This window comes from Methylibium sp. T29-B, assembly GCF_000576225.1.
GTDB classification, from domain to species: domain Bacteria; phylum Pseudomonadota; class Gammaproteobacteria; order Burkholderiales; family Burkholderiaceae_C; genus Methylibium; species Methylibium petroleiphilum.
On record NZ_AZSN01000121.1, the window covers coordinates 1 to 11438 of the forward strand.

The window sequence follows — 11438 nt, forward strand, 5'->3', positions numbered from 1 at the left end:
CGGCGCCAATCGCCCGGCCGCGCCAGCAACCCGCCCTGCCCTCGACCGGCCGCGCCAGCAAGGGCTGCGTGAAATGGCCGCGCAGCGAGAAGCGCTCGCCCCACTCGGCCGGCGGCGTGGCGTCGAGCCGCAGTTCGTGGCGCCGCACGCCGTTGCGCACCACCAGGTCCACCGCGTCGAGCGACAGCGGGGGCGCGCCCCGCAGTTCGTCGGTCCACACCAGGGTGCCACCTTGGATCACGAACTCCTGCTGGCTGAAGAACCAGTCCGTCGCCGCGCCCTCATCGCCGGGGCCCGATGACTCCAGTCCGGCCACGAGGATGCGACCGCGCGCGTCGCGTCGCACCTCGAGCCGCGCGCCCTCGACCCGCAACTGGTCGAAGCGCAACCGCCAGCGCCCGTCCCAGCCCGGCAGCAGGGACGACGGCGACAACACGGCGCGCACGCTCGGCAGGCGCAGCGCCTCGCGCGGCTCGATGTCCTGCTGCGGTGCCTCGTACAGCACCACGTCGCGCAGCTCGATGGAACGGGCCCAGCGCCACACCGAGCCGCCATCCGTGACTTCGATCGCGCCGATGCGCACCGGCACGCCCAAGGCGTGGCTCACACGCATCTCCATGTCGGGACGCCAGTGTCGATACGCGGCAGAATCGCCCACTGCAGAACCAGCCACGCCGCGATCACGATGCTCGACACGAGCAGCACGCCAGCCAGTCCCCAGCGCCCTGCCCTGGCCCAGCCGGAACGTCGCCGGGGCGGGCGGGCGACCGACGGCGGCGGTGACACAGTGGCAGGGGCGGGAGGCGGGATGGACGGCATCGAATGGCAGAACGGGCGGCGGGGCGCGCAGCACGCACGCCTTGCGCGCCGCACTGACTGCACGGCCCGCCACGTGGCCGGCATGCCGCGTCTGGCGCTCCGTCGACGGGCAGCACGCTAGCACAGACCCTTCGGCCACACGATGCGTTCCCTGCCTGAAACAAGCACGAACAACGGCGACGGCCCGGTGAACGCCTGCCCGACCGGACCGGCGCAGGCGGCCCATTCGCGCTTCGTCCAGCGCATCCGCCGCCGCTACCCGGCCGAGTTGGCCTTGCTGCCACCCGGCGTGCCGGGACGCGAAGCCATCGGCGCCTTGATTGACACCCTGCAGTCCGGCGGCCGGGCCCTGCCGGCCGCCTTGCGCGTGGCCCGTCAGCTGGTGATCGAGCGGCTGGCGGTGCTCGACATCGAGGCGCACGCCCCGCTCGACACCGTCACGCTCACCATGAGCACGTTGGCCGAGGTGACGCTGGACCGCGCACTGGCGCAGGCCTTCGCCGACCAGGACGCGCGCCACGGCATCCCGTGCAAGGCCGACGGCCGTCGGGCCGCGTTCTGGGTGCTGGGCATGGGCAAGCTCGGCGCGGTCGAGCTCAACGTGTCGTCGGACATCGACCTGATCTATGTCTATGACGAAGACGGCCAGACGGCCGGTCATGGCAACAGCCGCGCCGGCGCGTCGATCAGCAACCACGAGTACTTCAGCCAGGTGGCGCGCACGCTCTATGCGCTGATCGGCGAGACCACCGAGGACGGCAACGTGTTCCGCGTCGACCTCGCGCTGCGGCCGAACGGCAACTCCGGCCCGCCGGTGGTGAGCCTAGCGATGCTGGAGGAGTACTTCCTCGTGCAGGGCCGCGAGTGGGAACGTTTCGCGTGGCTGAAGAGCCGCGTGGTCGCGCCGGCCAGCGCCATGACCAGCGGCGAGGCGCTGCCGCTGCGCGACGTGGTGATCCCGTTCGTGTTCCGTCGCTACCTCGACTACGGCGTGTTCGAGGGCCTGCGCCAACTGCACCGCAAGATCCGCGATGAGGCGGCGCGGCGCGCCGCCGGACGGCCCGAGCGCGCCAACGACGTGAAGCTGTCGCGTGGCGGCATCCGCGAGATCGAGTTCACCGTGCAGCTGCTGCAGGTGGTGCGCGGTGGCCAGTTCCCCGAGCTGCGCACGCGCTCGACGCTGACCGCGCTGGAGCGGCTGGTCGCGGTCGGCGTGATGAAGCCCGAGACGGCCGGCAAGCTCGCCGAGGCCTACCGCTTCCTGCGCCGGCTGGAACACCGCATCCAGTACCTCGACGACCAGCAGACGCATCTGCTGCCGACCGACGATGCCGATCTCGGTGGATCGCCCGCTCGATGGGGCTGATCTGCACGGCCGACACCTGCGAGCTGCTCGACACGCTGGGCACGCACCGCGAGTTCGTCGCGACCGAGTTCGACGCGCTGCTGCACGACGGCCGCACGCCGGGCGCCGGCGGCTGCAAGAGCTGCGGCGGCCCGCCGCCCCAGCTCGACGGCGAAGCCTTCCTCGAGCGCCTGCCGGCGGCGATCGCCGCGCGCGTGCGGAGCTTCTGCGCGACGCCGAAGGTCGCCGTGCTGCGCGACGAGACGAAGCTGCGGCTGGCCAAGCTGATCGGCCGCGCCTCGCTGGCCATCGACGAGGTCGACATCCGCGAGGACGCGGTGCTTCGCTTCATCGATTGGCTCGAGCCGCTGCTGCGCCGCGAGAGCTACCTGGCGCTGCTGGCCGAACGGCCCGAGGTGCTGAACCGGCTGCTGCGACTGCTGGGCCTGGCGCGCTGGCCGATGCGCTACCTGATGCGCCACCCGGGTGTGATCGACGAGTTGGCCGATGCCCGTGCGCTGCAGGGGCGCTTCGAGCGCGCCGCCTACCTGCGCGACCTGAACGAGCGCCACAGTGCCTGGAAGCGCGGCGGCCAGGCCGACGAGGAGTCGCTGCTCGACACGCTGCGCCGCGCCCACCATGCGGAGGTGTTCCGCACGCTGGTGCGCGACGTCGAGGGAGCGCTCAGCGTCGAGCAGGTGGCCGACGATCTGTCCGCGCTGGCCGACGCCACGCTCGACTGCGCCATCCGCTGGGCCTGGCAGCACCTGCGGCAGCGCCACCGCGACGACCCGCATTTCGCGGTGGTCGCCTACGGCAAGCTTGGCGGCAAGGAGCTCGGCTACGGCTCCGACCTCGACGTGGTGTTCCTGTTCGACGACGCCGACGAGGCTGACCCCGACAAGGCCGCCGAGGTCTACGCCGCCTTCGTGCGCAAGCTGATCACCTGGCTCACGCTGCGCACCGCGGCCGGCGAGCTGTTCGACATCGACACCGCGCTGCGCCCCAACGGCAACTCGGGACTGCTGGTGACCTCGATCGCGTCGTTCGAGCGCTACCAGGCCGGCCGCGGCAGCAACACCGCGTGGACCTGGGAGCACCAGGCGATCACGCGGGCGCGCTGGTGCGCTGGCGAGCCGGCCCTCGCGCCCCGCGTCGAGGCGGTGCGGCGCGCGGTGCTGGCGGCGCCGCGCGATGCCGCAGCCCTGCGTGAGGAGGTCCGCACCATGCGCGAACGGGTGCGCGCCGCCCACCCGGTGCCGGCCCGTGACGGCCAGCCACCGCCGTTCGACGTGAAGCACAGCGAGGGCGGCATGATGGACGTCGAGTTCGCGGTGCAGACGCTGGTGCTGGCGCATGGTGCGGCGCACCCGGCGCTGCGCGACGACATCGGCAACATCGCGCTGCTGCGACTCGCCGAAACCGTGGGCCTGCTGCCGCCGGGCGTGGGCCAGGGCGCCGCCGATGCCTACCGGGAACTGCGCCGGCCCAGCACCGCGCGCGGCTCGACGAGCGCCGACGCAGTTCGACGGCGAGGCCTTCGCCACCGAGCGAGCCGCGGTGCGCGCGCTCAGCCGTGCCGTCTTCGGCTGAGGGGCCGCGCAGCCTGGTGCGGCCGGGCAGCATCGCCTGGGCCCTGGTAGGGCTGCTGATGCTGTTGCCGGCGCTCGCGGTCTACCCGAGCCCCACCGCCGAACCGGTGCTGAACTGGCAGCCGGCGCTGTGGCTCACCGAACCGTGGCGTGCCTGGAGCGCCGTCTGGGTGCACCTGAGCCGGCAACACCTGCTCGTCAACTTGGCCGGCGGGCTGTTGGTGGTCGCGCTCGGCGTCGCCGCCCGCGTCCCGATGCGCGCCGCCATCGCCTGGGCGACGGCGTGGCCATTGACGCAGCTCGGCCTGCTGCTGATGCCCGACCTGGTGCGCTATGCCGGCCTGTCGGGGGTATTGCACGCCGGGGTCGCCATCGTCGCAGTCGTGCTGCTGCGGCGCGCGGATGCGGCGTCGCGGCGGCTGGGGGGCGCCATCGTCGCCGTGCTGACCGTCAAGCTGCTGAGCGAATCGCCGTGGCGCGGACCGCTCGCGCATCCCGAAGGCTGGGACATCGCGGTCGCACCGCTCGCGCACAGCACCGGCGCGATCGCCGGGGCACTGCTCGCCTGGCTGCTGCTGCGCCGGCGCTGACGCCAGGGTTCAGTCGCGGATGCGGCGCACCAGCGCGGTGGTGGAGTAGCCGGGCAGGAACGGGATGGCGAGCGCGCCGCCGCCCCAGCTGCGCACCAGCGCGGTCTCGGCCAGCGTCTCCATGTCGTAGTCACCGCCCTTGACGTACAGGTCAGGTCGCACCTGCTTCAGCAACTCGACCGGCGTCGGCTCGTCGAACAGCGTGACGAGGCTCACGCTCTCGAGCGCTGCCAGCACCGCGGCGCGGTCGGCCTCGCGGTTCAGCGGTCGGTCCGGCCCCTTGCCGAGGCCGCGCGCCGACGCGTCGCTGTTCACTGCGACCACCAGACTGCCGCCGAGCGAGCGCGCCTGCGCCAGGTACTCGACGTGACCCCGGTGCAGGATGTCGAACACGCCGTTGGTGAAGACGATCGGCCGCGCGAGTTCGCCGAGGCGCTGACTCAAGGCCCGGCGGGAGCAGAGCTTGCCGTGGAAGGCAGGGGGCGTCATGCCGCCATTGTCGCGTGCCCCGCGCCGGGCGGCCGCGATGAGGCGGACTCGATCAGGCCGGCTGGGTGCCCGGGGGGCCGCCGGCCGCCGAAGCCGCCGCCGCGGTGGCGGCCAGCTTCTGCGTCATTTCCTTGCGGAAGCGGTTGAGCTCCTGGACGCTCTCGAAGCTGCGCTCCATCAGCAGGCTCAGGTTGTGCAGGATGCGTTCGACCACCTTGTTCTCCCACACGGCATCGAACTGGATCTGCTTGTCGAGCCAGGCCTCCAGCCACTCGGGATCGGGCAGGCGCGACTGGATGGTGTCGCGCGGGAACAGCCTCTCGTTGACATGCAGGTTGGTCGGGTGCAGGGCCTGCGCGGTGCGGCGCGCACTCGCCATCAGCACGCCGACCTTGGCGAACGCGGCCTTGGCCTCGTCGCCGAACTTCTGCAGTGCGCGCTTCATGTAGCGCAGGTAGGCGCCGCCGTGGCGCGCTTCGTCGCGCGCCAGCGTTTCGTAGATCGCCTTGATGACCGGCTCGTCGTGCCACTCAGCCGCGCGGCGGTACCAGTGGTTGAGGCGGATCTCGCCACAGAAGTGCAGCATCAGCGTCTCGAGCGCCGGGGCGGGATCGAACTCGAAACGCACCTCGTGCAGTTCGGCCTCGGTGGGCACCAGATCGGGCCGGAAGCGACGCAGGTATTCCATCAGCACCAGCGAGTGCTTCTGCTCCTCGAAGAACCACACGCTCATGAAGGCCGAGAAGTCGCTGTCGTCACGGTTGTCGCGCAGGAACATCTCGGTGGCCGGCAGCGCCGCCCACTCGGTGATGGCGTTCATCTTGACGGTCTGCGCCTGCTCTTCGGAGAGGCGGCTGGCGTCGAACTGGTCCCAAGGAATGTCCTTGTCCATGTTCCAGCGCACGGATTCGAGTTGCTTGAAGAGTTCGGGGTAAAGCATGTCGGCCCCTTGTTGAGCTGCGCCGATTGTAGGTGGCGGGCGTGACACGACGGCGTCATATCCCGTGCGCCGAGCAGCGCCTTCTTGAGCGGAAAATGCGTCGCGCTCAACCGTGCTGCGCGCGCCAGCGCCGCGTTTCCCCGGCGATCGCACCCAGCGCGGCCAGCGCCGTCACACCCGCCACCGGCCGGCGCTGCAGCACCGGCGCACTGCCGCCGGCCCAGATCTCGATCGACGGCGGCAACTTCTCCCGCAACTCCGCGAGACCGGTCGTGACCGCCGTCGGCGTGAGTATCGAGCTGAAGCTCAGCGCCACGATGTCGGCGCGCTGCGACTTGGCGGCCAGCACGATGTCCCAGATCGGCGTCTGCACCCCCAGGCTCAGGCAGCGGCAACCTTCCAGCAGGAACAGCGGTTCGGCCATCAGCAGCCCCAGGCCGTGCGGCTCGTGCGGGAAGGTGGTCAGCAACACGCGGGGCCGGCTGCCCGTCTCGGGCACCGGCACCGTGCTGATGGCCTGACGCAGCAGCACGTGCATCGATTCGGTGTACAGGTGCTCCTCGAAGACTTCCAGATGACCGCGCATCCAAGCGTCGCCGATCAACGTATTCAAGGGCGAGATGACCTCGATGACGAAGCGCGCCAACCCCAGCTGCAGTTGTGCCTGCGCCAATTGGCGGCGCAGTCCGTCCACGTCATGAGCGCGCACCAGATCGACGTAGGCGCGAAGATCGGGTTGGCCGGGATCGCCGCGCGGTCCCGCGACCGCGGCACCGCTGTCGCTGAGCCGCAGCAGGGCGTCGACCGGCTGCGCGACGATCTGCCCAGGCCGGTGCCCGGCGTCGAGCAGGCGCTTGATGACGCGCAGCTTCTCCACCTGATCCAGCGGATAGAAGCGCTCGGCCAGCGCGTTCCGGTCCGGCACGGGGAAGCCGTAGCGGCGCTCCCAGATGCGCAAGGTGTCCTTCGTCAGCCCCGTGTCGCGCTCGACCGCCGCGATGGACAGGGCGATGGGACGGGTTTCGCTGCGTGTGCTCATCGCCGCTGGCGCCAGCTCGCGCACGGCCATCGACAAACCGGGGATACACGTTTCATTGCGGGTCGACCAGCATTTGACGGGGGCATGGGCGCTCGTAATATAGATCAGTTCCAGCGTTTGACCAGGACAAACAGGAGATCCTCATGCCCACTCTTGCCACGAGATCAGCCAGCGCCACCCTCTCGCCACGGCGCCGTCCGTGGCTCGGTCGCTCGGCGTTGCGACGCCTCGCGATCGCCGCGCTACTGTGCATCGTGGGCAGCGGCGCACAGGCCGCGTGCCCGCCGTTGCTGGACCGCAGCTTCCCCCGCCTGCAAGACGAGAAGCCGCAGAACCTCTGCCAGTACGCCGGCAAGGTGGTGGTGGTGGTCAACACCGCCAGTTATTGCGGCTTCACCTCCCAGTACAAGGGGCTCGAGGCGCTGCACGCCCGGTACCAGTCGAGAGGCCTGGTCGTGCTCGGCTTCCCGTCCAATGACTTCGGCTCGCAGGAACCCGGCAGCAACCAGGACATCGCCGCATTCTGCGAGAACACCTTCGGCGTCAGGTTTCCGATGTTCGCGAAGTCCAGCGTGAAGGGCAGCGCCCGCAACCCGTTGTACGCAGACCTCGCGCAGCGCACCGGGAAGACGCCCGCATGGAATTTCCACAAGTACCTGATCGGCCGCGACGGGCAGGTCGTGCTCAGCTTCTCGAGTCAGACCGACCCGCAAGACCCTGTGTTTGTCCAAGAGATTGAAAAACTTGTGGATTCACAATAAGACTGAACAGTAATATATAGACCATGCAGTTCAATAAGTTACAGCCCGAGAGCGGCAACGCCAATGCCAGAGACGGGCATCCATGGAGCTGCTTGCAAGTCGTTGCACCCACCTACGGAACATTCCGCGGCCATGTCGGTCGCAGCAAAGGTTGCCGCCGTCCTTCCCGGACCCGGCCCCCCGGTCCCGCTGCCGGGCGCTCTTTTCTGCCGCGAAGCCTTCCCCAGTGGATTGAAATCCCTGAGCACTTCTCCTCCTCCCTCCCTCCCTCCTTGGCTCAGGGGCGCTTCGCAGCATTTGTTCTTCCGATCGAGTCCCTCGCCGAACCGATCCTGACCCGCGACGCCGGTGTCCGCACCGGCGTCGCGCCGTCTGCGCGGTGATGCCGATGCGCCGCGTCGCCGTCATCGGGTCAGGGATTGCCGGTCTGGCTGCGGCGCACGCCCTGACCACGGAGCCCTCGCCGGCGCCGCTCGCGGTGACGCTGTTCGAAGCGGGCGACTATCTCGGCGGGCACACCCACACGGTCGACATCACGCTCCCGGGCACGAACGGTCCGGTCTCTCACGGCGTGGACACCGGCTTCCTGGTGTTCAACCACCGCACCTATCCCAAGCTGGTGGGCCTGTTCGAGGCCCTCGGCGTGGCGACCGCGCCGTCGGACATGTCGTTCTCGGTGCAGGCGCCCGACGCCGGGGCCGCGGGGCTCGAGTGGAGCGGCTGCAATCTGGACACGGTGTTCGCGCAGCGCCGAAACGTCGCGCGCCCGCGGTTCTGGCGGATGCTGAGGGACATCCTGCGTTTCAACCGTCTCGCGACCGCGATCGCGGAGCGCAACGAGGATGCGCAGCTCACGCAGCCGATCGGCGATTTCCTGGCCGAGCACGCCTTCAGCCCCGAGTTCCGCGACTGGTACTTCCTGCCGATGATCGGCTGCATATGGTCCTGTCCGACCGATCAGATGCTGCGTTTTCCGGTCGCGACGATGATCCGCTTCTGCCACAACCACGGCCTGATCCAGGTGACCGACCGGCCGCAGTGGCACACGGTGCGCGGCGGCGCGCGGCACTACGTCCGGAAGATCGCCGAGCGACTGACCGACGTGCGCCTGTCCACGCCGGTGCGTCGGGTGATGCACGTGCCCGGCGGCGTGCGGGTCGCCACCGACGCCGGCAGCCTGCCGTTCGACGCGGTCGTGCTGGCCTGCCACAGCGACCAGGCGCTGGCGCTGCTGGCCGATCCGACCCCGCAAGAGCGCGCCGTGCTCGGCGCGATCCGCTACCAGCCGAATCGCGCGGTGCTGCACACCGACAGCTCGGTGCTGCCGAAGCGCCGCCGGGCCTGGGCCGCCTGGAACTACGAGCGCGCCACGACCGGCTCGCGCGAGCAGGCTGCGGTATGCCTGCACTACCTGATGAACCGGCTGCAGCCGTTGCCGTTCCAGCAGCCTGTCGTCGTGTCGCTGAACCCGACCCGCGAACCGGCGCGCGGCAGCGTGCTCGGCGATTACGACTACGCCCACCCGGTGTTCGACCTCGCGGCCATTGAAGCCCAGCGGCGCCTGCCGGACATCCAGGGCGGCAGCGCGCAGCGCTGGTACTGCGGCGCCTGGACCGGCTACGGCTTCCACGAGGACGGGCTGGCGTCCGGCCTGGCCGCGGCGCGGGCCGTGCGCGGGTGGCTGGCCGCTGCGGCCGCGCCGCGTGCCGCATGAGCGGCCCGCTGGCCATGGGCATCGCCGCACGACCGCTGATCGCCTTCGGCAGCGTGCGCCACACGCGGCTGCGCCGACGCGACACGCGTTCGCCTACCCCACCTACTTCCTGATGCTGCCGATGCGCAGCCTGCGCAGCACGCCTTGCATCGCTCTGCCGCGCAACCGTTTCGGCCTGATCGGCTTCCACGACACTGACCACGGCGACGGCCGCGCCGACGCGCTGGCCTGGCTCGACGAGTTGCTGGCCGGCGAAGGCGTCGCCGATGCCCGCGGCGAGGTCTGGCTGCAGACCTATCCGCGCGTGCTCGGCTACGTGTTCAAGCCGGTGAGCTTCTGGTACGCGCACCGCGAGGACGGCTCGCTCGCCGCGATCGTCGCGGAAGTGAACAACACCTTCGGCGAGCGCCACTGCTACCTGCTGCACGGCGACGGCCTGGCCTGGGGTCGGGAGCTGAGCGCCGCGAAGGTCTTCCACGTCTCGCCGTTCTGCGCCATCGAGGGACGCTACCGCTTCCGGTTCCTGCGCACCACGCATCCGAGCCCCGCGGCGCGGCGGTCCCACCCGGACGCGATCGAGCACATCGTCGCCTGCATCGCGCACGACGACACCCAGGGGCCCCTGCTGCAGACCAGCGTCAGCGGCGCGCTCGTGCCGTTGAACGCGGCGAGCCTGCGGCGTGCCTTCTGGCGCATGCCGCTGATGAGCGCCGGCGTGATCGCGCGCATCCACTGGCAGGCGCTGCGGCTGTGGCTCAAGCGCGTGCCCTTCTTCGGCAAACCCGTCCCGCCCCGCGCCTTCGTCAGCCGCTGAACGACCGATGAACACCACCACCCATGGCGGCACCGTGCCGCGTCTCGAGCCCGCCACCCTGCCGCCGTCGGCGCCCGCTGCCGCGCGCGCCGTGTTCCGGCTGCTGACGCGGCTGCGGCACGGTCAGCTCGACGTGCAGATGCCCGACGGCACGAGCGCACGCTTCGGCGGCCTGCGCGAGGGCGGCGACGTTCGCGCCGCGATCCGGCTGCGCAACTGGGGCGTCTGCGGCGCGGCGCTGCGCAGCGGCGACATCGGCTTCGCCGAGAGCTACATCGCCGGCGACTGGAGCACGCCCGACCTGGCGGCACTGCTGCGGCTGTTCGTCGCCAATCGCGAGGAGATCGAGACCCTGGTCTACGGCAGCTGGTGGGGCTCGCTGCTGTACCGCGTCCGGCACCTGCTCAACCGCAACTCGCGCCGTGGCAGCAAGAAGAACATCCACGCGCACTACGACCTCGGCAACGCTTCTATGCGCTCTGGCTCGACGAGACGATGAGCTACTCGAGCGCCTGGTTCGACGGCGATCCGCGACGCTCCACGGCCGAGGGCCAGCACGCCAAGATCCGGCGCGCACTGACCGAGGCCGGCGTGACGGCGGGATCGCGCGTGCTCGAGATCGGCTGCGGCTGGGGCGGCGTGGCCGAGGTCGCGGCGCGCGACTTCGGTGCCCACGTGACCGGCGTCACGCTGTCGTCCGAGCAGCTCGATTACGCGCAGCAGCGGCTGCGGCGCCACGGCCTCACGAGCCTGGCCGACCTGCGCTTCCAGGACTACCGCGACATCCCCGACGGTCCGTTCGACGCGGTGATCTCGATCGAGATGTTCGAGGCGGTCGGCCGCGCCTACTGGGACGACTACTTCCGCACGCTGTCCGACAAGCTCCGGCCCGGCGGTCGGGCCTGCATCCAGAGCATCACGATCCGCGACGACCTGTTCGATCGCTACATGAGGAGCACCGACTTCATCCAGCAGTACATCTTCCCCGGCGGGCTGCTGCCGAGCATCGGCGCCTTCGAGGCCGAGGCCCGCCGCGCGGGATTCGAGGTGGAGACGACCTTCCGCTTCGGTCCCGACTACGCCGAGACGCTGCGGCGCTGGCGCGAAGCTTCATGGGCGAGGAGGCCCGCGTGCGCCAACTCGGCTTCGACACGCGCTTCGTGCGCATCTGGGAGTTCTACCTCGCCTACTGCGAGGCGGCCTTCGCGGCCGGCAACACCGACATCGTGCAGTTCACCCTGCGCAAGCCCGGCGCGGCGAGCGTTTGATGGAACGTCGCGCCTGCCTGCAGCTCCTGGCCGCCGCCGCGTGCGCGGCGGCCGTGCCGGCGCCGCG

At 70.5% G+C, this 11438-nt stretch carries 6 protein-coding genes and 4 pseudogenes; 6 read left to right on the top strand and 4 right to left on the bottom strand.

Going from position 1 to position 11438, the window contains the following annotated elements; genetic code table 11:
* A pseudogene (locus tag Y694_RS16125) lies at positions 1-607 on the bottom strand (TIGR02099 family protein); the annotation flags it as partial.
* Positions 608-961: 354 nt separating this feature from the next.
* Between Y694_RS16125 and glnE the strand changes: the two are divergent.
* Positions 962-3757 (top strand): annotated as a pseudogene (gene glnE, locus Y694_RS16130) (bifunctional [glutamate--ammonia ligase]-adenylyl-L-tyrosine phosphorylase/[glutamate--ammonia-ligase] adenylyltransferase).
* 58 nt (positions 3758-3815) lie between these two features.
* Positions 3816-4346 carry a rhombosortase gene (rrtA, locus tag Y694_RS16135; RefSeq protein ID WP_231497731.1) on the top strand — a complete coding sequence of 177 codons (531 nt, stop codon included), beginning with the start codon at positions 3816-3818 and terminating at the stop codon, positions 4344-4346.
* A gap of 9 nt (positions 4347-4355) precedes the next feature.
* Here rrtA and rfaE2 read toward each other — a convergent pair whose 3' ends face one another.
* The 3 genes from rfaE2 to Y694_RS16150 all read right to left on the bottom strand — a co-directional run bounded on the left by rfaE2 (position 4356) and on the right by Y694_RS16150 (position 6814).
* Positions 4356-4835: a D-glycero-beta-D-manno-heptose 1-phosphate adenylyltransferase gene (rfaE2, locus tag Y694_RS16140; protein WP_036234312.1), complete on the bottom strand. Its 480-nt coding sequence runs from the start codon at positions 4833-4835 to the stop codon at positions 4356-4358.
* Between the two features lie 52 nt (positions 4836-4887).
* Entirely contained in the window at positions 4888-5775 is an 888-nt protein-coding gene (locus Y694_RS16145; protein ID WP_011827840.1) for a ferritin, read from the bottom strand.
* A gap of 106 nt (positions 5776-5881) precedes the next feature.
* Entirely contained in the window at positions 5882-6814 is a 933-nt protein-coding gene (locus tag Y694_RS16150; RefSeq protein ID WP_036234314.1) for a MerR family transcriptional regulator, read from the bottom strand.
* Between the two features lie 143 nt (positions 6815-6957).
* Here Y694_RS16150 and Y694_RS16155 point away from each other — a divergent pair, with 143 nt between their 5' ends.
* The 4 genes and pseudogenes from Y694_RS16155 (at position 6958) to Y694_RS16170 (ending at position 11371) form a co-directional block, all read left to right on the top strand.
* Positions 6958-7575 (top strand): glutathione peroxidase, encoded by a 618-nt coding sequence (locus Y694_RS16155; RefSeq protein ID WP_011827838.1) that lies wholly within the window; start codon positions 6958-6960, stop codon positions 7573-7575.
* Between the two features lie 388 nt (positions 7576-7963).
* On the top strand, positions 7964-9289 hold the full coding sequence (locus Y694_RS16160; RefSeq protein ID WP_036234320.1) for an NAD(P)/FAD-dependent oxidoreductase: 1326 nt from the start codon (positions 7964-7966) through the stop codon (positions 9287-9289).
* A pseudogene (locus tag Y694_RS16165) lies at positions 9286-10103 on the top strand (DUF1365 domain-containing protein). Before Y694_RS16160 ends, Y694_RS16165 begins: the two are co-directional and overlap by 4 nt.
* A gap of 7 nt (positions 10104-10110) precedes the next feature.
* Positions 10111-11371: pseudogene (locus Y694_RS16170) on the top strand (class I SAM-dependent methyltransferase).
* Positions 11372-11438: the final 67 nt, after the last annotated feature.

Bases quoted from the DNA above. Each gene is read 5' to 3' on its own strand.
- Y694_RS16150 (WP_036234314.1), bottom strand. From the start codon at position 6,814: ATGAGCACACGCAGCGAAACCCGTCCCATCGCCCTGTCCATCGCGGCG.
- Y694_RS16160 (WP_036234320.1), top strand. From the start codon at position 7,964: ATGCGCCGCGTCGCCGTCATCGGGTCAGGGATTGCCGGTCTGGCTGCG.
- rrtA (WP_231497731.1), top strand. From the start codon at position 3,816: ATGCTGTTGCCGGCGCTCGCGGTCTACCCGAGCCCCACCGCCGAACCG.
- rfaE2 (WP_036234312.1), bottom strand. From the start codon at position 4,835: ATGACGCCCCCTGCCTTCCACGGCAAGCTCTGCTCCCGCCGGGCCTTG.
- Y694_RS16145 (WP_011827840.1), bottom strand. From the start codon at position 5,775: ATGCTTTACCCCGAACTCTTCAAGCAACTCGAATCCGTGCGCTGGAAC.
- Y694_RS16155 (WP_011827838.1), top strand. From the start codon at position 6,958: ATGCCCACTCTTGCCACGAGATCAGCCAGCGCCACCCTCTCGCCACGG.